This is a genomic window from Tenggerimyces flavus (assembly GCF_016907715.1).
Taxonomy (GTDB): Bacteria; Actinomycetota; Actinomycetes; order Propionibacteriales; family Actinopolymorphaceae; genus Tenggerimyces; species Tenggerimyces flavus.
Map to the genome: position 1 here is coordinate 4,554,838 of NZ_JAFBCM010000001.1, position 25,271 is coordinate 4,580,108.

At 69.7% G+C, this 25,271-nt stretch carries 21 protein-coding genes; 10 read left to right on the forward strand and 11 right to left on the reverse strand.

Features of this window, described 5'->3' with window-relative positions:
* Positions 1-20 precede the first annotated feature (20 nt).
* Positions 21-2,414 (forward strand): glycoside hydrolase family 2 protein, encoded by a 2,394-nt coding sequence (locus JOD67_RS21240; protein WP_205119341.1) that lies wholly within the window; start codon positions 21-23, stop codon positions 2,412-2,414.
* A 4-nt stretch (positions 2,415-2,418) separates the two neighbouring features.
* On the opposite strand, the gene JOD67_RS21245 is transcribed toward JOD67_RS21240, so the two are convergent.
* The 7 genes from JOD67_RS21245 to JOD67_RS21275 form a co-directional block, all read right to left on the reverse strand.
* Positions 2,419-3,408, reverse strand: coding sequence for a VOC family protein (locus JOD67_RS21245; protein WP_205119342.1), 990 nt, complete (start codon positions 3,406-3,408; stop codon positions 2,419-2,421).
* An 11-nt stretch (positions 3,409-3,419) separates the two neighbouring features.
* A complete protein-coding gene (locus JOD67_RS41995; protein ID WP_205119343.1) occupies positions 3,420-4,415 on the reverse strand; it encodes a zinc-dependent alcohol dehydrogenase family protein in 996 nt (331 codons plus the stop codon).
* A 170-nt stretch (positions 4,416-4,585) separates the two neighbouring features.
* The gene (locus JOD67_RS21255) at positions 4,586-5,524 is read right to left on the reverse strand and encodes a carbohydrate kinase family protein (RefSeq protein ID WP_205119344.1); all 939 of its coding nucleotides are present in this window, start codon (positions 5,522-5,524) and stop codon (positions 4,586-4,588) included.
* Positions 5,521-6,546, reverse strand: coding sequence for an NAD(P)-dependent alcohol dehydrogenase (locus tag JOD67_RS21260; RefSeq protein ID WP_307782490.1), 1,026 nt, complete (start codon positions 6,544-6,546; stop codon positions 5,521-5,523). Before JOD67_RS21260 ends, JOD67_RS21255 begins: the two co-directional genes overlap by 4 nt.
* Before the next feature lies 1 nt (position 6,547).
* Positions 6,548-7,411: a carbohydrate ABC transporter permease gene (locus JOD67_RS21265; RefSeq protein WP_205119345.1), complete on the reverse strand. Its 864-nt coding sequence runs from the start codon at positions 7,409-7,411 to the stop codon at positions 6,548-6,550.
* A complete protein-coding gene (locus JOD67_RS21270) occupies positions 7,408-8,334 on the reverse strand; it encodes a carbohydrate ABC transporter permease (protein ID WP_205119346.1) in 927 nt (308 codons plus the stop codon). Before JOD67_RS21270 ends, JOD67_RS21265 begins: the two co-directional genes overlap by 4 nt.
* Positions 8,335-9,022: 688 nt before the next feature.
* The gene (locus JOD67_RS21275; protein WP_205119347.1) at positions 9,023-10,477 is read right to left on the reverse strand and encodes an extracellular solute-binding protein; all 1,455 of its coding nucleotides are present in this window, start codon (positions 10,475-10,477) and stop codon (positions 9,023-9,025) included.
* Positions 10,478-10,620: 143 nt separating this feature from the next.
* Here JOD67_RS21275 and JOD67_RS21280 point away from each other — a divergent pair, with 143 nt between their 5' ends.
* The 3 genes from JOD67_RS21280 (at position 10,621) to JOD67_RS21290 (ending at position 13,076) form a co-directional block, all read left to right on the forward strand.
* The gene (locus JOD67_RS21280) at positions 10,621-11,382 is read left to right on the forward strand and encodes a DeoR/GlpR family DNA-binding transcription regulator (RefSeq protein ID WP_205119349.1); all 762 of its coding nucleotides are present in this window, start codon (positions 10,621-10,623) and stop codon (positions 11,380-11,382) included.
* Positions 11,383-11,400: 18 nt separating this feature from the next.
* Positions 11,401-12,441, forward strand: coding sequence for a 2-hydroxyacid dehydrogenase (locus JOD67_RS21285; protein WP_205119351.1), 1,041 nt, complete (start codon positions 11,401-11,403; stop codon positions 12,439-12,441).
* A 77-nt stretch (positions 12,442-12,518) separates the two neighbouring features.
* A complete protein-coding gene (locus tag JOD67_RS21290) occupies positions 12,519-13,076 on the forward strand; it encodes a ferritin (protein ID WP_205119353.1) in 558 nt (185 codons plus the stop codon).
* A 113-nt stretch (positions 13,077-13,189) separates the two neighbouring features.
* Here JOD67_RS21290 and JOD67_RS21295 read toward each other — a convergent pair whose 3' ends face one another.
* Complete coding sequence (locus JOD67_RS21295; RefSeq protein WP_205119355.1) at positions 13,190-15,901, reverse strand: ATP-binding protein; 2,712 nt, start codon at positions 15,899-15,901, stop codon at positions 13,190-13,192.
* A gap of 63 nt (positions 15,902-15,964) precedes the next feature.
* Between JOD67_RS21295 and JOD67_RS21300 the strand changes: the two genes are divergently transcribed.
* The 3 genes from JOD67_RS21300 to JOD67_RS21310 are packed head-to-tail and all read left to right on the forward strand — an operon-like array spanning position 15,965 to position 17,976.
* Positions 15,965-16,498 carry an SDR family oxidoreductase gene (locus tag JOD67_RS21300; protein WP_205119358.1) on the forward strand — a complete coding sequence of 178 codons (534 nt, stop codon included), beginning with the start codon at positions 15,965-15,967 and terminating at the stop codon, positions 16,496-16,498.
* A gap of 21 nt (positions 16,499-16,519) precedes the next feature.
* Positions 16,520-17,080 (forward strand): dihydrofolate reductase family protein, encoded by a 561-nt coding sequence (locus JOD67_RS21305; RefSeq protein ID WP_205119360.1) that lies wholly within the window; start codon positions 16,520-16,522, stop codon positions 17,078-17,080.
* Positions 17,077-17,976 (forward strand): TIGR03619 family F420-dependent LLM class oxidoreductase, encoded by a 900-nt coding sequence (locus JOD67_RS21310; RefSeq protein WP_205119367.1) that lies wholly within the window; start codon positions 17,077-17,079, stop codon positions 17,974-17,976. Before JOD67_RS21305 ends, JOD67_RS21310 begins: the two co-directional genes overlap by 4 nt.
* 9 nt (positions 17,977-17,985) lie before the next feature.
* Here the strand turns inward: JOD67_RS21310 and rpmB are convergent, their stop codons facing one another.
* The 3 genes from rpmB to JOD67_RS21325 form a co-directional block, all read right to left on the reverse strand.
* Positions 17,986-18,264 (reverse strand): 50S ribosomal protein L28, encoded by a 279-nt coding sequence (gene rpmB / locus JOD67_RS21315; RefSeq protein ID WP_372442339.1) that lies wholly within the window; start codon positions 18,262-18,264, stop codon positions 17,986-17,988.
* A 118-nt stretch (positions 18,265-18,382) separates the two neighbouring features.
* The gene (locus JOD67_RS21320) at positions 18,383-19,198 is read right to left on the reverse strand and encodes an MBL fold metallo-hydrolase (RefSeq protein ID WP_205119375.1); all 816 of its coding nucleotides are present in this window, start codon (positions 19,196-19,198) and stop codon (positions 18,383-18,385) included.
* Positions 19,195-20,187: a cyclic nucleotide-binding domain-containing protein gene (locus tag JOD67_RS21325; protein WP_205119378.1), complete on the reverse strand. Its 993-nt coding sequence runs from the start codon at positions 20,185-20,187 to the stop codon at positions 19,195-19,197. Before JOD67_RS21325 ends, JOD67_RS21320 begins: the two co-directional genes overlap by 4 nt.
* Before the next feature lie 164 nt (positions 20,188-20,351).
* On the opposite strand from JOD67_RS21325, the gene JOD67_RS21330 reads away from it, so the two are divergent.
* From JOD67_RS21330 to JOD67_RS21340, 3 genes are all read left to right on the forward strand, one after another.
* On the forward strand, positions 20,352-21,665 hold the full coding sequence (locus tag JOD67_RS21330) for an adenylate/guanylate cyclase domain-containing protein (RefSeq protein ID WP_205119379.1): 1,314 nt from the start codon (positions 20,352-20,354) through the stop codon (positions 21,663-21,665).
* A 134-nt stretch (positions 21,666-21,799) separates the two neighbouring features.
* Entirely contained in the window at positions 21,800-22,537 is a 738-nt protein-coding gene (locus JOD67_RS21335; RefSeq protein ID WP_205119380.1) for an ABC transporter ATP-binding protein, read from the forward strand.
* Positions 22,538-22,726: 189 nt separating this feature from the next.
* Positions 22,727-25,144, forward strand: coding sequence for an ABC transporter permease (locus JOD67_RS21340; protein ID WP_205119382.1), 2,418 nt, complete (start codon positions 22,727-22,729; stop codon positions 25,142-25,144).
* Positions 25,145-25,271: the final 127 nt, after the last annotated feature.

The window sequence follows — 25,271 nt, forward strand, 5'->3', positions numbered from 1 at the left end:
TCGTTGGAGAGAGTAGGGGCATGGCGCACTGGGAGGACCTGCACGACGGCTGGACGTTGACGGGCGCGGGGGAGGAGGTGGCGGCGACCGTACCGGGGTGCGTGCACACCGACCTGCTCGCCGCTGGGCGGATTCCCGATCCGTACCTCGACCGCAACGAGCACGAACTGCGGTGGATCGGCGAGACGGACTGGCGGTACGCGACGACGTTCGACTGGCAGCCGGACGACGAGTCGAACGTCGACCTGGTCTGTGACGGGCTCGACACGATCGCGACGATCGTCCTGAACGGCGTCGAGGTCGGGCGGACGTTCAACATGCACCGTTCGTACCGGTTCGCTGTCAAGGAGCACTTGCGCGAGGGCAAGAACGACTTGACGATCACGTTCGCATCGGCGGCGAAGTACGCGTCGGCGTTGGAGGAACGCCTCGGCACGCTGCCGCGGGCTGGCTATCCGGAACCGTTCAACTTCATCCGCAAGATGGCCTGCAACTTCGGCTGGGACTGGGGACCGACGCTCGTCACCGCCGGCATCTGGAAGCCGATTCGCCTGCACAGCTGGAGCGTTGCTCGCTTCGACGAGGTCCGACCGCTGGTCACCGTCGACGGTTCGACCGGCCGCGTCGAGGTTCTGGTGCGACTGCACGACGACGAGGAGCGCGTCCCCGTCCGCGTCACGGCGGACATCGGGGACCTGACGGCGAGCCTCGACATGGCGGCCGGTGAGAACGAGGCGAGCCTCGTCCTCGAGGCCGAGGACGCCGCTCTGTGGTGGCCGCACGGGTACGGCGACCAGCAGCTGTACGACCTCGCCGTCACGCTCGACTCCGACGACGGCGAAGCGCTGGACAGCTGGACCAAGCGGATCGGGTTCCGGACCGTCGAGCTGGACACGAGCGCGGACGAGCTCGGCTCCGCGTTCACGATCAAGGTCAACGGCCAGCCGATCTTCGCGAAGGGCGCGAACTGGATCCCCGACGACTGTTTCCCCACCCGCGTTGACGAAACGCGCTACCGGGCACGGCTCGAGCAGGCCAAGGAAGCACACCTCGACCTGCTCCGCATCTGGGGCGGCGGCATCTACGAGCAGGACACGTTCTACGACCTCTGCGACGAGCTCGGCATCCTCGTCTGGCAGGACTTTCTGTTCGCGTGCGCTGCCTATCCGGAGGTCTCGCCGATCGTCGAGGAGATCGTGCCCGAGGCCCGCGAGAACGTCGTTCGTCTCATGCCACATCCGAGTCTCGTGCTGTGGAATGGCAACAACGAGAACATCTGGGGCTGGTTCGACTGGGGTTGGCAGTCCTCGATCGGTGACCGCGGGTGGGGCAAGACTTACTATCTCGAGACGCTGCCTTCCGTTGTCGCCGAGGTGGATCCGACGCGTCCGTACTGGCCGGGGAGTCCGTACTCCGGCACGTTCGACCTCCAACCGAACGTCGACGAGCATGGCTGCAAGCACATCTGGGACGTCTGGAACCAGGTCGACTACACGCACTATCGCGACTACGTGCCGCGGTTCGTCGCGGAGTTCGGCTTCCAGGGACCGCCGGCCTGGTCGACGCTGACCCGCGCGGTGCACGACGACCCGCTGGCGCCGGATTCGCCCGGCGTACTCAGCCACCAGAAGGCGGGCGGCGGCAACGACAAGCTCGACCGCGGGCTGGCCGCGCACTTCACGATGCCGTCGAACGTCGAGGACTGGCACTGGCTCACCCAGCTCAACCAGGCGCGTGCGTTGACGGTCGGCATCGAGCACTTCCGTTCGCACCATGGGCGCTGTATGGGAACGGTCGTGTGGCAGCTCAACGACTGCTGGCCGGTGACGTCATGGGCCGCGGTCGACGGCGACGGGCGGCGGAAGCCGTTGTGGTACGCGCTTCGTAACGTCTACGCGCCACGGCTGCTCACGTTCCAGCCGCGCAAGGACGGCTTGACACTGGTGGCGGTCAACGATGCCGCTTCGCCCTGGTCCGGCACGGTCACGATCGAGCGCCGCTCCTTCGCGGGCGAGGTGCTCGCTCGCTTCGAGGCTCAGCTCGAGATCGCGCCGCGCGCTACGCAGGAGGTGCAGCTGCCCGCCGAATCAGCCGCTGTGGCTGCGGATTCCGAGCTGCTCGTGGCGTCCGCGGACGGCGAGCGGGCGTTCTGGTTCTTCGGCGAGGACAAGGACCTGTCGTACCCGCCGGCGGAGTACGACCTCGAGGTCGACGGCCAGTCGGTCCGCGTAACGGCCCGAACGTTGCTCCGCGACCTGTCGCTGTTCGCGGATCGCCTCGCGCCCGACGCGTACGCGGACGACCTGCTCGTCACACTGCTGCCAGGGGAGTCGCACACCTTCACCATCCACAACGCCCCCAAGCTGTCCGCCGCCAGCCTGGTCAAGCCCGTGGTTCGTTGTGTGAACGACTGATGGGCTATTCGCCGGTGTAGCAGAGGCAGAAGGGGTGGCCGGCGGGGTCGGCGTAGACGGGGCAGCTGCCACCTTGGGGTGGCAGCTGGGTCGCGCCCAACGAGAGGGCGAGGCGTTCCTTGGTCGGACGGTCGTCGAAGCCGATGTCGAAGTGCAGCTGAGCTGGCCGGTTCGGGTCCGGCCACCCTGGCGGTTGATAGTTCTCCACACGCTGCAAGGCGATCATCGGCAGTGACTCGTCCTCGCGGGCGACCACGACGCGCCCGGGTGTGTCCAACACGCGCCTCGGCAGGTCCAGCAGGCCGCCCCAGAACGTGGCCAGCACGGCGGGGTCGGGGCAGTCGATGACGACGCGCGCCAGTATGCCCAGACGATCGGTGTCGGCGATCGCACCGGGGTAGAGGCAGAACGGATGCCCGACGGGATCGGCGAAGACCCGGAACTCCCCACTGTCATGGAGTTTCGTCGCACCGAGCGAGAGCACTTCGGCCTCAGCGGCGGAGAGGTCGGACACGAGCACGTCGAGGTGAATCTGCTGTGGGTACGCGGGATCCGGCCAGCGCGGCGGGCGGGCCAACCCCTCGCCGAAGCCGAGCGGCGCGTCGACCAACCGGGAGTAGAACGCGCTCAGCGACTCCACCTGCGAGCGCTCACACGCGATCGAGATCCCATAGCCACCGTCCTGCTCGTCGGCGCTGACGTTGAGCCCGGTCACCATGCCGACCTCGTCGAACAGCACGGTCGCGAACGCCGTACCGACCGAGCCGGAGAAGACGGCGCGCACCATCACGTCGCTCACCCGCCGGACCTCCACCACGGCACGGTCCAAGCCCGCGTGTTCGTCCAGCCCCGGCCGCCACCGCGACGCGATCCACGCCGCGGCGTCCCAGTCCCAGTCCGCCGCACCGGCGGTCAGGGATGCGTAGACCGTCTCGACGTCGCCGCGTTCCAACGCCTCGACGACCACGCGCGCCCGATCCAGCAACGGGTCCATGACGCCAAGCCCTACGGGACGATCTGGATCTTGCGGCCGATGCCCGCCTTGAACTGCTCCAATGCCTTCGCGTAGTCGTCCAGCGCGAAGCGGTCCGAGATCATCACCTCGGGCCGGAGGACCCCGGCGGTGAACAGGTCGCCGGCGCGTTCGAAGCTGTGCAACACCGCCATCGAGCCGGTGATCGTGATCTCCTGGTTGTAGATCTTGTACGGCTCGATCGTCGCCCGCGCGTCGTAGTTCGCCACGCCGAACTGGAGGAACGTGCCGCCGCGCCCCACCCGAGACAGGCCGTCCTGGATCGCGGGCGCCGCGCCGGTGCAGTCGATCACGACGTCCCAACCCCGCGGGTGCTCCGGAGCCAGCGCGTCCGCCGACGTCGCCGTCGCGTCGCAGCCGAGCAGCTCGGCCGTCTCGAGCCGCTTGGCGTTCAGGTCGACGACCTTCACCGAGCCCGCGCCCGTCCGCTTGGCGAGCTCCATCATCATCAGCCCCATCGTGCCCGCGCCGTAGATGAGGTAATGGTCGGCGAGGATCCGCGGCAGGACGTCGTACCCGCGCACCGCGCACGACAGCGGCTCGATCAGGGCGGCATCCGCGGGGGAGACCGAGTCGGGGAGTACGTAGAGGTTCTTCACCGGCGCCACCGCGAACTCCGCCGCCGCCCCTGCGGTCGTCACGCCGATCGCCGCCCAGTTCTCGCACAGGTTGCCCCGCGCGCGCCGGCAGTAGTAGCACTCGCCGCAGTGCAACGACGGGTCCGCCGCGACCTGCTGGCCGACGCGTACCTCCGTCACCGCCGAGCCGATCTCGACGATCTCACCCGCGAACTCGTGCCCGGGGATCACCGGCAACGTGGGCGCGAACTCGCCCTCCAGGATGTGCAGGTCGGTGCCACAGATCCCGCAGCCCGCGACCTTGATCACGACGTCGCGCGGTCCCGGCGTGGGGTCCGGAACGGTCTCGACACTGACCTCACCGGGGGCGCTGATCACGGCGGCCTTCACGGGCGTCTCCTCATCTCGTCCTGGACGTACTGGCGGGTAGGCATTGACGCCTACCCTGTCATCAAGTTACGGTCTTGACCGAATAGGGGGAAGCGGTTCAGGGGGGACGGAGCCGCCGGTCGAGCTGGCATCGCCAGCGCGCCGGCGGCTTCGCCGCGAGTACGCGCACATCAGGGCACCTCGGCTCGCCGCGGCGGGTCGGCTCCGGGCCGGCTGACGGTCACGCCGGCCACGCGGGTCGCCCAGTCGAGCGCCGCGGCGACGTCCTCTCGGGTCAGCTTCGCCAGGCCCGGCCGGCTGAGCCGGTCCGACCGCGCCAGCGCGTCGAGCAGCCCCGCCATGAACGAGTCGCCCGCGCCGACCGTGTCGACGACGGTGACGGGTTCCGGTGCTCGCCGTACGGGCTCGTCGTCGGCGTCGAGCAGCGCGAACGACCCGTCGCCGGCGCAGGTCACGACGACCAGCGACGGCCCGCCCTCGACGGCGCGCCAGTCCCGCGCGATCGCCAACGGGTCCGCGTCGCCGTACACCACGGCCAGATCGTCCGAGCTCACCTTCACGATGTCGGCGATCTTCAACCAGCGTTCGAGTTGGACGCGGTACGCGTCGAGCGGGCCGATGATGTCGGGCCGGACGTTCGGGTCGATCGTGACCACCCGTTCGGCCCGTTGCGAGGCGAGAAACCGTTCGATCACCTCGCCGCCCGGCGCCATCGCGAGCGTCATCGAGCCGCCGTGGACGGCCGCGATCTCGGGGCCGAGCTCGCGGGGGAGTTCGGCGTCAGTCCACTGCCAGTCCGCCGTGCCGGTGGAGTAGAACGCGTACTCCGCTGCCCGGTTCTCGTCGAGCGTCACGATCGCGAGCGTCGTCTGTTCCGGTGCCTCGACCGAGTAGCTGAGGTCCACGTCGTTCGCGGTCAGGTGCGCGCGGATCAGCCCGCCGAACCGGTCGTCGCTGATCCGCCCGGCGAACTCGACCTGAACGCCGAGGCGGGCGAGCGCGATCGACAGGTTCGCCGGGCTCCCGCCGGGATGGGCCGTGAACCGTTGCGGGTCGTCCGGGTCCGCGACGACGTCGACCAGGGCTTCACCGAAGACGAGGACTGTCATGAGCCGGGCAGCACCACGGGCTTGATCGCGGTCTCGTCTCGCTGGGCGATGGTGAGGGCGTCCTCGACCTGTGCCAGCCCGAACCGGTGCGTGACGAGGCGGTCGAGGTCGACCTCGCCGGACGCGGCAAGTGCGATCGCGGTCGGCCAGGTGTTGGCGTACCGGAACGTGCCGGTCACCTCGAGCTCGCGGGTCTGGACATGGCCCAACGGCAGGGGAATCTCGTCACCTCCCATTCCGACGAGCACCACGCGCCCGGCGCGGCCGACCTTGCGGATCGCCTCGCCGATCGCCGGCGCGAAGCCCGAGCATTCGATCAGTACATCAGGCTCGAAGTCCACGCCGGCAAGGGGTTCCGCGGTCACGTCCACGGTCGCCGTGGCACCGAGCTCGGACGCGACCGCAAGGCGGTGTTGACGTACGTCGGTGACCACGACCTCGGTTGCTCCGAACGCCTTCGCGGCCTGCAGCGCGACGAGCCCGATCGGCCCGGCGCCGGTGATGAGGACGCGCGATCCCGGCGCGATCCGCGCCTTGCGGCTGCTCCACACGCCGACTGAGAGCGGCTCGATCAGCGCCGCCGCCTCGTCCGACATCGAGTCCGGAACGGCGTGCGCGAACTCCTCGTGCAGCGTCACGTACTCGCAGAACGCCCCGTCGACGGGCGGGGTCGCGAAGAACACCATGCCGGGGCAGAGGTTGTAGCGGCCGAGCCGGCACTGCACACAGTGCAGGCACGGCACACCGGGCTCGAGGGAGACCCGCTGGCCGAGCTCGTGCTTGGTCGCCCCGCGGCCGCGTCCGACGACCACGCCGCTCGGCTCGTGTCCGAGCACGATCGGCTTCTCCACGACGAAGTCGCCGATCCGGCCGTGCTCGTAGTAGTGGACGTCGGAACCACAGGTGCCGACGGCGGTGACCTTGATGAGCACCTCGTGCGGCTTTGGCGTCGGAACGGGGCGTTCTTCCAGGACGAGGTCCTTGACCCCACGCAAGACCGAGGTGCGCATGTTGGTTGACACGTCACTCACCTGTCACGGCTCCGAGCGTGAGGCCGGTGACCAGCCACCGGCGTACGGCAAGCCCCGCGAGCATCATCGGGACCACCACGAACGTACCGATCGCGCACAACTGGCCCCAGTCGATGCCGGTCTGGGTCACCAGCTGACTGGCCGCGATCGGCAGCGTCTGGGAGTTTGGACCACTGAACACCAGCGCGAACGCGTAGTCGTTCCAGGCGAAGACCAGGCACAGCACGAATGTGGTCACGAGACCGGACTTCGTCAAGGGCAGGATGACCTGCCAGAACGCCTGCCAGCGCGAGCAGCCCGCGACCAGTGCCGATTCCTCCAGGCTTGGTGGGAGATCGGCGAAGAACGCGCTCATCAACCAGATCGCGAACGGCAGGTCGAACGTGAGGTACGCGAGCACGAGGCCGGGGATTGAGTCGATCAGCCCGAGCTGCCGGAAGATCAGGAACAGTGGCAGTACGACGGCGGCGATCGGTGCCATGCGGGTCGAGATGATCCAGAAACTGAGGTGCTTCTTGCCGCGCATCTGCGTTCTGGCGAGCCCGTACCCGGCGAGGGCGCCGATCGCGACGGCGAGGAACGCGGACAGGCCGGCGGCGACGATGCTGTGCCAGAGGTATGGCGTGAGGTTGTTCGCGCCGGTGAACAGGCCGGTGTAGTTGTCGAGTGTCGGAGCGAAGAGCACCTTGGGGTCGGCGGAGGTGACGTCCTGGTCGTTCTTGAAGGACGACGTGAACATCCACAGCAGCGGGACAAGGGTCCAGACCAGTCCGACGGCGAGCACGATCCAGACGATGACGCGGGCCTTCTTGGTGCCGCGTTCGAGTGGACTGGCGGGTATGGAGACGGCGCTCATCTCGTCAGTCCCTTCTGGTCGAGCAGCCTGACGAAGACCCTTGCGATGACGATGCTCGCGGCGAGCATGACGAGTCCGATGGCCGCGGCGTAGCCGAGATCGAAGAAGCGGAACGCGGTCTCGTACAGCCTTACCGGGACGACCTTCGTCGCGTCGGCGGGACCGCCGTTCGTGGTGACCCAGATGATGTCGAAGTAGCGGATCGCGTCCATCGAGCGGATGAGGAGCGCGACGAGGAGGACGTTCGCGATGCTGGGGAGCACGATGTGGCGCAGGCTCTTCCAGGTGCCGGCGCCGTCGAGGCTCGCGGCCTCCCTGATGCTGAGCGGGACGGATGACAGGCCGGCGAGGGTGATCAGCGTGATGAGCGGCGTCCACTCCCAGACGTCCATGAAGACGACGGCGGCGAACGCGGAGTACTTGCCGCCAAGAATGTCGCCCTCGTAGCCGAGCGTTCTCAGCACCGCTGTGTAGAGGCCGAACGTCGAGTCGGTGAGGAACCTGCCGAGCAGCCCGACGATCACTGGCGCGACGAACATCGGGAGCAGGAGGAGGGACAGAACGGCGTTGCGGCCTTTGAGGAGTCGCCAGAGGCAGATCGCGAGGCCGACGCCGAACAGCATCTCGAGGCCCAGGGTGAGCAGGAAGAAGACCGCGGTGCGGAGCCAGTTCGCGGCGAGGTCGGGGTCGGTGAAGAACCTCGCCCAGTTCTCCAGACCGACGAACCCGACAGCGACGCCGCCGAGCAGGCGGATCCTCGAGACGGACATGACGAGGATCGCGATGAACGGGAGAATGCTCAGTGCGGCAAGGAGAATCACACCGGGCGCGAGCAGCTTACCCTCGAACGCGAGCAACGGCTTCTTCGGCTTGGCGGGCGGCGGCGTAGCCGCGTGCTGCGGAGCCTTGGTGAGCGTCGCCATCACCACTCACCTCCGTCCACAGCTCGAAGCGACTTCACCCATCGGAACGGGGCTGTGCCGCCCGGGGCATCGATTCCCAACCCCAGTTGGGTGGGTGAAGTGGCGGCGGCTGGGGATATGTGGACGGCGAAGGGTGCGGTGCGCGTGGACGCTGGCAAGGCTGGCGTTGTCCCCACCGTCAACAGCTGCTGCGACTTCACCCACGGGAACGGGCTTGTGGTAGCCCGGGCATCGATTGCCAACCCCGGTTGGGTGGGTGAAGTGGTGGCGGGTTGTGGAGGGCGAGCGGTTGCGGCTTCGATTCGCTCCGCGCGCGGTCTCCACAGCTTGCGCGACTTTGCCCAGGGGAACGGGGTGCTAGCGGTCCGGCAATCGGTTGCTGACCCCGGTTGGGTGGGTGAAGTGGTGGCGGGTTGTGGGCGGCGAGCGGTTGCGGCAGCGGTGGCGGTGGTGGTGGCGGCCGTGGTGGCGGCGGCGGCCGTGGTGGTGGCGGTGGCCGTGGTGGTGGCGGTGGCCGTGGTGGTGGCGGCCGTGGTGGTGGCGGTCGTGGGGACCGGTGCTGTCCCCAGTTTCCACAGCTGCTGCGACTTCCCTAGCCGGGATGGGGTCTTCACAGCCGGGACATCGATTGCCAACCCCAGTTGGGTTAGGGAAGTGCCGGCAGCGGGGGCGGTGGGTGGAGTGTGCATCAGCCGGCCCATCCTCTCGCGACGATGCGGTCGAAGCGCTTGGCTGTTTCTCTCATCGCCTCCGCTGGGGTGGCGTCGCCGACGAGCATGCGGGAGAGCTGGGTGTAGATCGCGGTGTCGCACTCGTTCCACATGGGGATCTTTGGGCGCAGGCCGATGTTCTCGTCCTGCCACGCCTCACTGACCGCGGGGGCGGTGAGGATGTTCGGCATCGCGGACGGGCGTTGCTCCGCGTCACGCACCTCGGGCAGCTCGTACACCGACGTCCGCGTGGGCGTTCCGCCGCCGGCCTTGCTCTTCAGGTTCGCGAGCTGGATCTCCGGCGATGTCGACCAGACTAGGAACAGCCAGGCGGCGCGGCGTTCGTTCGGCAGCGTGTTCGCGCTGATGCCGATGCCGCATCCCCCGTAGTGGTTGGCCGAACGGGCCGGTCCCTTGGGCAGTCGCGCGTAGCCGACCTTGCCCGGGAGCGCGGTCTCGTTCGACGCCGCGAACTCGTGCCAGTTCGGGCACATCGCGATCCGACCCGCACGGAAAGCCGCGCCGACGCCGTCCCAGTCCCAGGTACGGGACGCCGGGTCGGCCGACGCGAGCAGCGAGGCGTACATCTCCGCGGCCGCGATGCCGGCGTCGTCAGCAAGCTGGCAAGGCCCCGGATCGACCTTCCCGATCCGGCCGACGGTCGTGCCGTCCTCGAAGTAGTCGCCGCCGTATGCCCAGAGCAGGTTGGAGAAATCGCACATCAGCGAATCGTGCTGCTTCGCCTGATGTCCGGTCCCGTACTCCACCTCGGATGCATTGTCGTTGAACCACGAAGCGATCGCCGCGTACTGCTCCCAGGTGCTCGAGTCGCCGGGCTTCGGGTCGAAGCCGAGGTCGTTGCCGAGCTGGTCGCCGTACTTCTCGAACAGGTCGGCGCGGTACTGCCAGATCATCGTCGGGCAGTCGTACGGGAGCGCGAACACCGCGTCTGGCTCGGAGAAGCGCCCGGCCGCGTCGAGCTGCGTGCCGATGAAGTCGTCGAAGCCGCCCTCGAGCTGCGGCAACGAGCTCTCCGAAGCGAGCTCGCGGAGGTCGACCAGACCCTTCGCGTACGGCGCGAGCACCTGGTACGGGTCGGCGTACACGAGCTGGTACTGCGACTGGCCGGACGCGAGGTCGAGCGCGACCTTCTGGACCAGCGCGGTGAGCTCGAGCGTGACGATGTTGACGCGGATGCCGGTGAGCTCGGTGAACGGGCGGAGGTTGGCCGCGATCGCGGCGGTGGGCGCGGTGTTCTCGGAGATGAAGTTGAGCGTCGTTCCTTCGAACTGCCGCCAGGGGTCGTCGCTGTTGGTCCGCTTGGCGTCGGCATGGCTGCCGCAGCCCGCGAGTCCGGCCAGTGCGAGCCCCGCTCCGGTCCCGAGCAGTTGCCGTCTCGTGCTACGCCGAGGCCTTCTGCTGAGCGATCTCATGTCGGGCCCTCCTGCGAGGGGAAGTGGGATTGGGTCCAGGTTGACCGTTCTGATCACCCAAAGTCAAGGGACTCGGACAGATTCGAAGGAGATCGGACACCGAAGTGCTTGCGACTCGGACATCGGGCTGTCATCGTGGTGCCATGTACGCGGAGGAGCGCCAGCTCGAGATCCTGTCCCGCGCGCGGGCCGCCGGGCGGGTGGAGGTCGCCGGCCTCGCCGACGAGCTCGAGGTGACGCAGGAGACCGTACGTCGCGACCTGACGGTCCTCGAGCGACGCGGCCTGGTGAAGCGCGTCCACGGTGGAGCGATCCCCGTGGAACGGCTGGACTACGAGCCCCGGTTGGCGACCCGGCGGGAGCAGCACGCGGAGGAGAAGCAGCGGATCGCCCTTGCTGCGTTGGCCGAAGTGCCCGCGGAGGGCGCGGTGCTGGTCGACTGTGGGTCGACACCGGAGGCGTTGGCCCGGATGTTCCCGACGGACCGCGAGCTGACCGTGGTGACGAACTCGTTGCCGATCGGCATGATCCTCTCCGACCACGCGTCGCTGTCGGTGTGGTCGCTGGGCGGCCGGGTGCGCGGCCGTACGTACAGCGCGGTGGACGACTGGGCGCGGCGGCAGCTGGCGGAGCTCTCGGTCGAGGTGTCGTTCCTCGGCACGAACGGCGTGTCCGTCGCCCGCGGGCTGACCACGCCGGTGCCGGCGGAGGCCGCGGTGAAGACCGCGATGGTGTCGGCCGGGAAGCGCCGGGTACTGCTGGCCGATCACTCGAAGTTCGGGCGGGACTCGTTCTGCCGGTTCGCGAACCTGGCGGACATCGACGTGATCGTCACAGGGGTGGAGCTGGACGACGACACGACCGCGGAGATCGAGTCCGTGGGCCCGAAGGTCGTCCGGGCGTAGCCGCTAGGTTGGAACCTTGTGCGGACCTTGGTGATCGGTGACCACTTCATCCCTGCCCAGTACTACGTCGACGCGTTCGCGTCGCTCGGCGGCGACGGTCCCCTCCGGACCGTCGACTGGGCCGGCGCCAAGGGGGAGCAACACGCGGCGCAGCAGGTGATGGAGGTGCGCGGGCCGGGCGCGGTCGCGGCATCGGAGGAGATCCTCGACGCCGTGGGCGACGCCGAGGTGTTGGCCCTGCACTTCGCGCCGATCTCCCGGACGGTCCTCGACGCCGGTCCGGATCTCAAGGCGGTCGTCGTCGCAAGGACCGGTCTGGAGAACGTCGACCTGGCCGCCGCGACCGAACGGGGCATCGCGGTAGTTCCGGTCTTCGGCCGGAACGCGTCAGCGGTGGCCGAGCTCGCGATCGGGCTGATGCTGTCGGAGGCGCGCGACATCTCCCGCGCGGACCGGTCGGTCAAGGACGGCGCGTGGCGGAAGGACTTCGGTGGCCCGGGGCAGGAGATCGGCGGCAGTACGGTCGGGCTGGTCGGCTTCGGGCATGTCGGCCGCGAGCTGGCCGCACGACTGCGCGGCTTCGAGGTCGAGCTGCTGGTCGCTGACCCGTACGTGTCCGACGACTCGCTGGGGGAGTACGGCGCGAAGCGGGTCGACCTGGACACGGTCTTTCGCGAGTCCGACTTCGTGCACGTTCTCGCGCGGCTCACACCCGAGACCGAACGGTTCATCACGGCACGGCATTTCGCGTTGATGAAGCCGACCGGCTATTTCGTGAATACATCCCGCAGCCGGCTCGTGGATTATGACGCTCTGTATACCGCACTCGCGAATGGGCACATCGCCGGTGCCGGACTGGACGTTTTCGACAGCGAACCGATCGCGGCGGACAATCCGTTCCGAACGCTCGACAACGTCACGATAACCACCCACTTCGGCGGCGATACCGTCACGACCAACCTGCGCTCGGCGCGCCTGGTTGCGGAGGCGATCGTCTCGCTGGAGCGGACCGGACGCGTCGCGACGGCGGCGAATGCCGACGCTCTCGGCTGGCGCTGACAAAGCTCAGGCTGCCCTTATTTCGCGCAGCCTAACCATGTTTGTTTCGATAACCGACTCCCACTAATCTTCGGGGCATGTCGATTCTCCACGCCAAGAAGAAGAGCGGTTCGAAATTCCTGGAGCTCCTCCAGGTGCAGATCCGCAACGAGTTCAATGCGCACCAGCAGTACGTCGCGCTGGCCGCCTGGTTCGACGCTCAGGATCTGCCCCGCCTAGCCTCGCACTTCTACCGGCAGGCGCTGGAGGAACGCAACCACGCGATGATGATCGTGCAGTATCTGCTCGACCAGGACATCAAGGTCACGATCCCTGGCGCCGACGAGGTGAAGAACGAGTTCACCACCGCCCGTGAGCTCGTCGTGCTCGCGTTGGAGCAGGAGCGGCAGGTCACCGAGGACATCATCCTGCTGGCGAAGACCGCCCGCGACGAGAACGACTACGTCGGCGAGCAGTTCCTGCAGTGGTTCTTGAAGGAGCAGGTCGAGGAGGTCTCCTCAATGACCTCGCTGCTCGCGGTCGTCGACCGCGCCGGCGACAACCTGTTCCACGTGGAGGACTTCCTCGCCCGCGAGTCGGTCGGCGACAACGGCCGCGACCCCCTCGCCCCGCGCGCCGCAGGCGGCTCGCTCTAGGCACTGAGGATTAGGCGGGCCGGAGCGGGGAAGGCGTCCGTCCCGCAGCCCGACCCGGCGCAGTGGAGTATCGCGAGCAGTTCGCGCAGGTGTGGCCGTACGTCCTGGAGAGGCTAGCGAAGCTCCGCTAGCTCCGCCCGCGAGGCGATGCCGAGCTTCGGGTACGCCTTGTAGAGGTGGTACGCGACCGTCCGCGGGCTCAGGAACAACTGCGCCGCGATGTCGCGGTTCGTCAAGCCCTGCGCGGCGAGCTGGGTGATCTGCAGCTCCTGCGGCGTCAGCGACGCGAACGTGTCCGGCACCGACGTCCGCGCGACCGAGGCGCCGGACGCGTCCAGCTCCATCCGGGCACGTTCGGCCCACGGCGCGGCACCGAGCGACTCGAACAGCTGCAGCGCCGTCCCGAGATGGACCCGGGCCTCGCCTCGCTGAAGTCGGCGGCGCAGGAATTCCCCGTACAGCAAGGATGTTCGGCCCCGTTCGAACGGCCGGTCGTCCGTCGCGTGCAGCGCGAGCGCCTCCTCGAAGTGCCGTTCCGCCGACCCGGCGTCGAGCAACGCCCGGCACCGCGCCACCAACGCCGCGGCCCACGGCTGGTCCACGACCTGTGCCCAGTGGGCGTACGCGTCGAACGCCTCCGCCACCTCCGCGGCCCGTCCCAGCCGGACCGCCGCCTCCACCAGATCGGGCACGCACCGCACCACCGCGGACTGGTGCCGGATCGGCCCGCTTCGCACGGACAGCAGCCGGTCGTACGCCTCCGCGACCCGGCCGGCGCCGAGGTCGAGCAGCCCGAGCGCGGTCCGCGCCCACTCCGTGCCCGTGGCGGCGCCGTCCGGTGCGTCCGCGGCGACCTCCGCGTCGGCGGCGTACCGCACGCACGCCTCGGCCGAGCCCTCGATCGCCGCGACGTACGCCAGCGCGCCACTCGCGTACCGCACCCACATCGGCTGGCCGAGGTCCCGCCCGATCCGCACCGCCTCGCCGCCGGTGACCAGCGCCTCGCGATGCCGCCCCCGCAGGACGTGGGTGAGCGCCAGCTGCCCGAGCGCCACCGGCAGCGCGAACAACATGCCCTCGGCCCGAGCCCTGCCGACGAGTTCGAGCGCGACCTCGTTCGACACCTCGTCGCGACCGGCGATGAACGCGAAGCTCGCCACCTCGACGAGCGCGTTCGCCCCGGCGCCGGCGGCTGCCTTGCGAGCGCGCGGCAAGACCTCCGCGAGCGGTGGATAGCGGTTGGTCGAGCGGCCGAGCGAGACCGCGGTGGCCCAGCGGATCAGCCAGGAGACCGCGAGCAGTGGCTCGTCGGGAGCGAACGCGAGGTCGTCGACCTGGTCGAGCGGGCCGGCGATCTGGTCCTCGTTCGTCGGTCCGGCCCAGCCGGCGTGCGCGGCGGCGACCAGCATCCAGAACGCGCGGTCGGGTTCGGCTTCGCCGACCAGGCCCGCCGCCTCGACCAGCAGGTCGTGCGCCCGGTCGAGCGTGCCGACGGAGAGCTCCGCGCGGGCCAGGACGTCGAGCAGCCGCGCCCGGACCGCGTTGTCGCGTGCTTGCGGCAGTGCGCGGTGGGCCCGACCGCGCGCCCACTCCAGCTGTCCGCTGGCGACGGCGGCCTCGCAGGCGAGGGCCATCCTGCGTACGGCGTCGGTCCCGTCGGGACTCAGCTGCGCCGCTCGTTCGAATCCGGTCGCCGCGGCGGCCTGCCCGTTCCGCGCGGCCTGACGGGTTCCGGCGCGTTCGAGCTTGGCGGCGACGGTCTCGTCGGGCGTGGTCGCGGCGATCGCGAGGTGCCAGGCGCCGCGGTCCTCGTCCCCGTTCGCCTCGGCGGACGCGGCGAGAGCGCCGTGCGCCGCGGTCCGCTCGGCCAGCGTCGCGCCGTGATAGACGGCGGCGCGGACGAGCGGGTGGCGGAACGCGAGGCCGTCCGCCTCGACCAGGACGAGCCCGCTGGCCTCCGCGGGCTGCAGCTCGGTCAGCCCCAGCCCGAGCTCGGCGGCCGCTCGCAGGACGACCGTGAGGTCGCCGGTGTCGTCAGCCGCCGCGACCAGCAGCAGCCGTTGACTGTTCTCCGGCAGCGCGCGGACCTGGTGGTGGAACGCGTCGACGACCCGGTTCGTGAGCCGGATCGGACCCGCCCGGACGCCCTCGGCCGAGATCAGGCGGGGCAGCTCGAGCAGGGCGAGGGGGTTGCCCTCGGTCGCGGCGACGAGGTGGTCGCGTACGGCCGGCGGCATCGACTCGCCGGCGTCGTCGAGCAGGTCCGCGGCGGCTGACGGCTCCAGCCCGTCGAGGCGCAGCTCGGCGATGCCGGGCGCCTCGAGTACCGCGCCGTAGTCGCGGGTGGCGAACAGCATCACGACGCCCTCGCGGTCGAGCCGCCTGGCCGCGAACAGCAGCGCGTCGACCGTCGCCCGGTCGAGCCAGTGCGCGTCGTCGATCAGGCACAGGACCGGCGCGTCCTCGGCGAGGTCGGAGAGCAACGACAGCACGGCGGCGCCGAGCATGAACCGGTCGCCGCTGGGCTCGCCGAGCCCGAACGCGCCCTCGAGCGCACGCCGCTGCGGACCGGGCAGAGCGGCGAGCCGGTCTCGGGCCGGCCTGAGAAGTTGGTGCAGGCCGGCGAACGGGACGGCGGTCTCGGACTCGATGCCGCTGGCGTGCAGCACTCGCAGCTCGGGGGAGCGCTCCCGGGCGTACGCCAACAGCGCGGACTTGCCGATGCCGGGCTCGCCACGAACGACCAGAGCCCCGCTGCCGCCGTCCGGCGCGGCGTCGAGGAGCCGGTCGATCGTGGCCTGCTCGGACGCCCGGCCACGCAACATGCCACGAAAGTACTGAACCAACGACGGATTCGGGCGACCACCCTCGCGGCCTAGCTTTCAGGCATGCTGCTGGCGGACAAGATCGCGATCGTCTACGGCGGCGGCCCGGCGGCCGCCGCCCTCGCTCAGCAGGGCGCCGCCGTCCACGTCGTCGTTCGTGCCTCGCTCGACCAGGCTCTCGCGGGCGTCGCCACGACGACCGTGCTGGACGTGTTCGACGAGGAGGCGGTAGCTGCACACGTCCGTACGGTCGTCGACCGCGCGGGCGGCGTGGACGTCGCGGTCTGCCTCGTGGAGCGTGGTGACGTTCTTGGGTTGCGGCTGCTGGACATGACCGTGGCGGACTTCACCCGGCCGCTGTTCGTCGGGGTGACGTCGACGTTCGTCACCGCGCGGGCGGTCGCGCGGCAGATGGTCCGGCAGCGCTCGGGCCTGATCGTCGCTTCGCACGGACCGGGCGGCTCGGGGGTGGCTTCCGCGGCGACGGACGCGCTGCTGCGCGACCTCGCGGGCGAGCTCGCGCCCTATGGCGTCCGCGTGCGCGCCGCCTCGGCCGACGAGATCGAGTCTTCGGCCGTAGCGCTCACTACTCGATAGAAGCCCCAGGGAAGGACACGGATGGGACGCGTACGCATCACGCTTTCGATGTCATTGGACGGCTATATCGCCGGTTCGGGAGTCACGCCGGAGACCCCGCTCGGCCACGGCGGCGACGTGATCCGGCCCGGCGGTGAGCCGTCGATGGGTCAGCGGGTGGTCGCCGAGTCGGGTGCCGCGATCGCAGGTCGCGGTGTGTACGACCTCGTCGATGGTTGGGGCGCGTCGCCGCCGTACGAGGTGCCGGTGTTCGTGCCGACCCACCGACCGCGGCCCGACCGGGTGGCGGGAACGGCGACGTTCACGTTCGTACCCGACGTCAAGGTCGCGCTCGACCTCGCGCGGGAGGCCGCCGGCGACAAGGACGTGTACGTGATCGGCGGCGCGAACGTGGCCGACCAACTGCTCCGCCTCGGCGCGATCGACCTCATCGAGCTGCATCTCGAACCCGTCTTGCTGGGCGGCGGCGTCCGGCTGTTCGACGCGCTCGGCACGCGGATCGACCTCGAACGGGTCGCCGTCGAGGCCGGCGCGCACAGCACTCATCTGCGCTACGACGTACGAAAGGGACAGACGGTATGAAGCTCGGTTTGGTGTTGCCCAGTTCCGGCTCCGAAGCGAGTCCGGAGGCTCTGGTCGCGGCCGCGGAGGGCGCGGAACGGATCGGTCTGGCGTCGGTGTGGACGTTCGAACGGCTGATGCGGCCCGTCGGTGCGGCCACGTCGATCGAGGGGTACGACAACCCGCTGCCGGACAGCTACGGCCGCGTGTTCGACCCGGTGGAGACCCTCGCGTACGTCGCCGCCCGCACCTCGACGATCACGCTCGGGACCAGCGTGCTCGACTCCGTTCTGCACAACCCGCTCGTGCTGGCGCGACGGCTCGCGACGCTCGACCAGCTCAGCGGCGGCCGGTTGCTTGCCGGCTTGGGCGTGGGCTGGATGGCGGCGGAGTACGAGGCGACCGGCGTGCCGACCGCGGGCCGTGGCGCTCGGTTCGGCGAGCACGTCGAGGCGATGCGCGCGGTGTGGGGACCGGACCCGGTCGAGTTCACGGGGAAGCTCTACCGGATCGCGAAGTCGCTCACCGGCCCGAAGCCGGTGCGGCCCGGCGGCCCCGCGCTGCTCGCCGGCGCGATGGCCCCCGCGGCGATCGCTCGGGCGGCCCGGCTCGGGATGGGGCTGAACTCGATCATGATGACGTGGGAGATGCTCGCCGATGCGGTGTCGACGTTTAGGGCCGCGGCCGAGCAGGCCGGCCACGAACCGGACGCGCTGCCGATCGTCGTCCGCGTCAACGGAGCCGTCACGTCAGCGCCGACCGAGGGCGGCGAACGCGAACCGTTGACCGGCAGCGTCGACCAGGTGCTGCAGGACCTGGAGCGCGTCCGCACCCTCGGCATCGACCACGTCTTCTGGCCCCAGACCGCACCGCTGGGCGAACAGCTGTCGGTCATGACGGACCTGATCGCGGGCTAGCGTCTCGTGCTACGCACGAGGCATCTTCTTCAAGCAGGCCGTGCAGACCAGGATGTGCTTGGGCGTCCCGTCCACGATCACCTTGCGGCGTTGAAGGTTCGGCCGGAACCTACGACGCGTCCGAGAGAAGACGCGGCGCTTCAGGGCGGCCTTGCCCGAGCGGGACACTCGATTGCCGAACGATGGCGCCTTGCCGCACAGCGCACACACTGCTGCCATAAGGGCGACTCCGAGAGGGTGCAGGACCGGATAGGAAGCAGCGCGCCGATCGAACCGGCCGCCGAACATCAGGCGGCGCGGTCGTGGCGCGCGGAGCTTGCTACCGGTTACTGCATCGGAGAGCTCTTATTCCCTCGACGACAAAGCACGTTCTGTCGCGAAGGTAGCGAGCCGCGTCCTGGGCGGTCTAGCGATTTAACGAGATGACGTCGCCTTGGTGGGCGAGGGAAATCGGCCGGGGGGAGTCGAGCTCGGCGAGCTCCTTCGCGAGGACGTCGAGCTGGTCGTCCGTACGGGTCGGCGCGTGGTGGAGGAGCACGAGCTCGCCGGTTCCGCAGGCTTCGGCGAAGTCGAGCGCGTCGATGATCGTCGAGTGGCCGTAGAGGTCGGCGACTCGGCGTTCGACGGACAGGAACTGCGCGTCGTGCAGCAGCACGTCGACGCCGGAGGCGAGGGCGACGGCCGCGGGGTCGTGGGGGAGGGCCTGGTGGTCGGGCAGGTACGCGAACGACCGGCCGCCCTGCTCGACCCGGATCCCGTGCGTCACCCCGCCCTTGTGCCGAATCTCAGCCACCGTGAGCGAAAAGCCCTCCACCATCCCCGACGACGAAGAACAAAACGACCACGCACCCTGCAGACCTTCCGGCCCAATCGGGAACAGCGGCGGCGACATCAGCCGGGCCACGAGCTCGGACGGCGACGCGTCCAATGCGGCCGGGAAGTACAGATTGACACGCGCGTCCGCACGGTCCACACAAGGCGTGAACGGCAAGCCCTGCAGGTGATCCCAGTGCAGATGAGTCAGCACGATCGAGCCGCGGAACGCGTGCCCGCACAGCAACGTGCCCAGATCGCGCAATCCTGTCCCGGCGTCCAACACCAGCGAAGGGACGGTGGCGCCGTCCGCGATGACGGCCACACAGCTCGTGTGGCCGCCATAGCGGACGAACGCCTGTCCCGGCGCTGGCGTCGACCCCCGTACGCCGAGCAGAATGAGCTTCACTGGACCGACTCGCTCCGGTGCCCGGTCGCGAGGTCCTCCAGCGCCAGCCGGTCGATCGACGCGGCGTCGGCTTCGGCGACGCGGATCGGCGTCACCGCGGTGACCGTCGACGTACGCCGACCGCCTTCGAGGACCGCGCGCTCACCGATGACCGCGCCCGGGCCGAGCTCGGTGATCGCCTTGCCGTCCACGTCGATCGCCACGACGCCGTCGAGCAGCAGGAACAGCCGGTCGTCGGGCTCGCCCTGCAGGATCAGCACCTCGCCCGCCTCGAGCCGCCGGATCCGCGGCTTGCGTCCGCCCCGCATGATCTTCGAGGAAAGTTCGCGTTCGAGCGCCGTCTCCGCCGCGGTGACGATGACCGGCGAGTCGGACGCGCCCCACGGCGTGTCCATGTCCTGGCTCATCCAGGTGGCGAAGTCGGTCGTGCCGGCCTTGGAGTCCAGCGTGCCATCCGCGTCGTACACCCAGTGCCGCGGGAACGGGCTCGCGCCGACGAGCTTGCCCTCCGCCAGCCCGTCCGCGTACAGCGTGATCGACAGTGTCGTCCACACCAGCGGCGACTGCAGACGGACGAACGGGGCCCGGTTGATCTTGCGCGGCAGCGGCACCGACGTACGCCCCCCGGCCGTCTGCGTCAGCCGGATCCAGCCGTCGCCGAGCTCCCGGTCGGCCCGGATCTCGGGGAGCTTCACGTTCGTGAACGTCGCGCCGAACGGTCCGACATGCACCTTCGAGATCCCCATCAGGCAGCCGCCGTCGACGCCGTGCGAGACCACCTTGCCGGACTCGTCGAACTCCGCCCACGCGCGCATCTGGTTGGCGAACCGGAACTTGCCGCCGACGCGCATGCCCTCGACGTCGGTGAGGATGTCCGGCGGCGGTTCGTCGTAATGTCCCAAACCCACCTCGAAGCCGGTTTTCATCATGCCTGTCACGGCCTCGGACGGGATCCACGAAACCGATGTCACCTGCGTCTCGACGCGCATCTTGTTCCTCCCCTGGGATGGTTCTCCTGGCGTCACGTTCGAACGTAGGCTTCTCCAGAGCCTCTGACGACCAGGACAGCCGCAGAAGTCGGTGAGGCCAGCACCCCCACAGTTTCGTCCTGGCATCCCTTCAGCTCAGCCCTTTCTGAGAGTCCAATGCTGCTGTGGACGCCATTACTGTGCTGCTCGCGGACGACAACCTGATCGTCCGCGAAGGCGTGCGCGCCCTCCTCGCGAGCGATCCGTCGGTCGAGGTGGTGGGGCTCGCCGCCGACTACGACGAGCTCGTCGAACGAGCCATCGAACTGCATCCCCAGGTGCTCGTCACCGACATTCGGATGCCGCCGACGTTCCAGGAGGAGGGGATCGAGGCCGCGCGGTTCGTCCGCAAGCGGCTGCCCGGTACGGGGGTGGTCATCCTCAGCCAGTACGACGATCCCGACTACGCGATCCGCCTGCTCGAGGACGGCGCGGCCGGCTACGCGTACCTGCTCAAGGACCGGATCTCCGACCCCGGGCTGCTCGGCCAGGCGATCCGCGAGGTCGCGACCGGCGGCTCGTTGATCGACCCGCAGATCGTCGCCGAGCTCGTCGCGCCGGCGCGCGACGACGGAGAACTCTCCACCCAGGAAGAGGATCTGCTCCGCCAGGTCGCCGAGGGGCGGCCGGTGAAGGCGATCGCGAACTCCCTCGGCGCCCCCGCCGAGGCGGTGAACGCCGAGATCGAACGGCTGTTCCTCGACCTCGCTCGAGGCGCGAGTGCCGGACGCGAGGGCGCGCTGCGCCGGCTTCGGATGCTGCACACCGCGATCCTGCGCCGCGAGGAACAGGGCGAGACGCTGTCCCGGCTGCTGCCCAGTGGGCTCGCCGAGAAGCTCCGGACCGACCGCGGCGCGACCGACCGTACCGAGCGCCTCGACGTCACCGTACTGATGTCCGATGTGCGTGGCTATTCGGGCATTGCTGAGAAAACCGACCCAGTTGTCCTCGCAGGTCAGCTCAATACCCATCGGCGGGCCATGAATGGCGCCATCCTTGGCGAAGGAGGCACCGTCATGCAGTACGTCGGCGACGCGGTCATGGCGGTCTTCGGCGCGCCCAACCCGCAGGCCGACCACGCCGAGGCGGCTGTCCGGGCGGCGTGCCTGATGCACGAACAGCAGCGCGCTCTCGACCTGGAGTGGGCCGAGCGCGGGCTCGCCCCGTTCGGCCTCGGCATCGGTCTGGCGACCGGCGAGGTCGCGGCTGCCCTTTTGGGCAGCGATGAGCGTGTCGAGTACACGCTGGTCGGCGACACGGTAAACAACGCGCAGCGGTTCCAGGACCTGGCTCGGCCGGGCGGTACGACGGTCGCGGGCGAGAGCACCGTGCAGGCGCTCGCGGACAGCTCGAGGTGGTCGTCGCTCGGACCGCAGGCCCTGAAGAACCGGTCCGCGCCGATCATCGCGTTTCGCCTTCTGCGCAAGGAAGAGGGGTGAGTGATCGTGAGCCTGGCGATTGCCTGGGCGGCACGTGCGGCAGGTCCGTTCGGCCTCTCCGTGTGGCGACCCGTGGACGTACGCATCGACGATGACGAGCAGTTTGGCGACGAATCATCAACGGAGGAAACCTGATGTCCATCGAGCTGACCGAGCCCGCGCCAGAGACGGGGACCTCGAACGGCAACGCCCTCGCGCCGGCCGTCCGGGTCCGCGGTGCTCGCCGCACGTACACCGCCGAGCTGGCGCCCGTCCGCGCGCTGCGCGGCGTCGACTTCGACGTGATGCCCGGCGAGTTCGTCGCGGTGATGGGGCCGTCGGGCTGCGGCAAGTCGACGTTGCTCAACATCATCGCCGGCCTGGACACCCTCGACGACGGCACGGTCGAGGTCGCGGGTGAGCGGGTCGACGGGCGCGACCAGGACTGGCTCGCGAAGTTCCGCCGGCACCATGTCGGCTTCGTCTTCCAGTTCTTCAACCTGCTCGACGGGGTGTCGGCGTTGGAGAACCTCGTGCTGCCTGGCGTTCTCGGCGGTATGAAGCGCCGTGCGGCGGAGTCGCGAGCGCGCGACCTGCTCGACCTGCTCGGCCTCGGCGACCGGACCGACCAGGTCCCGGCGGTGCTGTCCGGCGGCCAGCGCCAGCGCCTCGCGATCGCGCGGGCGTTGGTGAACGAGCCCGGCCTGTTGCTCGCCGACGAGCCGACGGGCGCGTTGGACAGTGAAGGTGGGTTGGAGATCCTCGAGCTGTTCCGCCGGCTGCACGACGACGGTCAGACGATCGTGATGGTCACCCACTCCGCCGACGTCGCCGCCGGCGCCAGCCGCGCGGTGAAGATGCGCGACGGCCGCGTCCAAGACGCGGGGGAGTGACACAGGCGCCATGACCAGCAGGCGAGGTAGACCCGAGGCACCGCGCTCGGCGGGGTCGGCTTCCGGGGGCCGAGGACGGCTCTCCGGCCGAAGGCCGCCGTCTGTCGCCGCAGGGTCACCCGATGCCGCCGAGCACCGCGACCCGACGCCGGGGAGGCCGCCCGCGGCCGACACGTGCGAGTGGTCGCCATGAACTCAGTGGTTTTTGCCCAGGGCTGGTTGCGGATCGACCTGCGCCGCCGGTGGCGGTCGTTGGTCGTGCTGGCGCTGCTGCTCGCGTTCGCCACCGCGACCGTCCTCACCGCGGTCGCCGGGGCGCGACGCGGCGCGACGGCGGGCGACCGGTTGCTGGCGCAGACGTTGCCCGCCGACCTGCTCGTGCTGCCCAACCAGCCTGGCTTCAACTGGGACAACGTCCGTGCCCTGCCGTCGGTCGAGGCGGTGGCCGAGTTTCCCGTCAACGGGTTCGAGGTCGTGGGCTTCCCGGCGGAGGACAACGTGGCCGGGTTCCCGCCCGGCGGGCCTGAGGTTTTTCGCACGATCGAGAAGCCCGTCGTCATCGACGGCGAGCTCGCGGACCTCACGCGGCCCGACGAGGTCATGGTGACGCCGTACTTCGTGAAGAACTACGGCCTCGGGGTCGGCGACGATCTCCAGCTGCGCCTGTTCAAGCCCGAGACGGCCGAGGCGGCCTGGGGGAACTACGAGGTCGCGCCGGACGGGCCTACGATCCAGGCCCGGATCGTCGGGGTCATCCGATCGCCGTGGCACACCGATCACGTGGGTGCCCCGGGAATGGTGATCCCCTCGCCCGCCCTGTTCGCGGAGTACCGACCGAACCTCGTGGGCAAGAGCGGAAAGATCGTCCCGGTCAACGCGCTGGTGCGGTTGAAGGGCGGCGACGCGGCCTTGCCGGTGTTCCGCCAGCAGCTCATCGCCCTGACCAAGCGGAGCGACATCGACATCCGCGTCCAGAACGCCGAGTTCTCGAAGGCTCGGACGACGAACCAGTTCGAAAGCCTGTGCCTGCTCGCGTTCGGGCTCGCCGCCCTCCTCGCGGCTGGGTTCCTCGTCGGTCCGGCACTGGCCCGCTACACCGGCGCGACGGTCGCCGATCTGCAGTCCCTGCGCGCGACGGGCCTCACCCGGCGGCAGGGCGCGGTCGCCGCCAGCCTCGGTCCGGCGATCGCCGCGGTGGTGGGTGCGACGATCGGGGTCGGTGGCGCAGTGGCGTTGTCGCCGTTGATGCCGATCGGTGCCGCTGGTTACGCCGAACCGGCGCCCGGCCTGGACGTCGACTGGTGGATCCTCGCCCCAGGATGGGCGCTCGCGATCGTCATCGCGGTCGCCGGAACGGTCGGCACGGCGTACCTTGCGTTCGCCTCGAACGAGTTCGCGGTCGCTCCGCCGCGGTCCGCGATCGCCCGTGCCGCCGCACGACTGGGCCTTCCGGTCGCAATGGTGGTCGGCTCCCGCTTCGCGCTCGAGCCGGGGCGCGGACGCAGCGCGGTCCCCGTTCGGCCGGCGATCGTCGGAGCGATCGCTGGCGTGCTCGGTGTCCTTGCCGCGTTGACGTTCGCGGCCGGTGTCAACGACGCGGCGAGCAACCCGCGCCGGTTTGGGGTGACCTACGAGGGCGTCGGCGTCTTCGGAATCGGCGGCAACGATGGGCCCTCGGACCAGATCCTGGCGAGCTGGGCCAAGGATCCGGACGTCGTCGGTCTCATCGACGCGCGGATCGCTGTGGCCGAGTCGGACAAGGTCTCGGTGACGCTGTTCAGCTACGCGCCGGTCAAGGGTCACGTCGAAACCGTTCTGACCGACGGTCGGATGCCGCGGACCGCGGACGAGGTGGTGCTGGCGCCGGACACCGCGAAGGCCGCCGGTGCGAGCGTGGGGAGCACGATCGTCCTCACCGGCAGCAAGCCGACCGCGCGCACGATGACGGTGACCGGGATCGGGTTCGTTCCCGAGGCAGCGCACAACGGCTACGCGGACGGCGGTTGGGTCACTGGGCCGGGCTACTACGCGCTGTTCGAGAATGGGTCCAAGTACCACGCCTCGCTCGCGGACTTCCGCGGTGGCGTCGACCTCGAAGCCGTGCAGGCTCGGATCCGGAAGGACGCCGGTGCCGCGGTGAAAGGCGGCGAGGACTTCGGGTTCGACGCTCCCACGATCCCGTACCAGCTGATGCTGATCCGCGACGTGCAGGTGCTGCCGATCGCGCTCGGCGCGTTCCTCGCGGTGCTCGCGATGGGTGCGGTGGGGCACGCGCTGGCGACCGGCGTACGTCGGCGGCGGCACGACGTCGCGGTGCTGCGGGCCGTCGGCATGACGCCGTGGCAGTCGCGCGCTGTCGTGATCACGCAGGCCTCGCTGCTCGCGTTGATCGGCGTGCTGGTGGGGGTTCCGATCGGGTTCGTGCTCGGCCGCTCGCTGTGGCGGATGGTCGCCGACCTGATGCCGTTCGCGTACGCCCCGCCGGCGGTGTTGCTGGCCGTCCTGCTCTGTCTCCCGATCGCCGTCCTGCTGGCGAACCTGCTCGCCGCCTGGCCCGGCCACCGCGCCGCCCGCCTCCAGGTCGGCCACACCCTCCGGGCCGAATGATGGTGACCAACATCAGCCAGCACGCTCGGCGGCGTCGGCTTCCGGGGTCCGAGGACGGCCCTTCCGGCCGAAGGCCCCGTCTGTCGCCACAGGGCCACCCGGCGCCGCCGAGCACCGCGACCCGAAG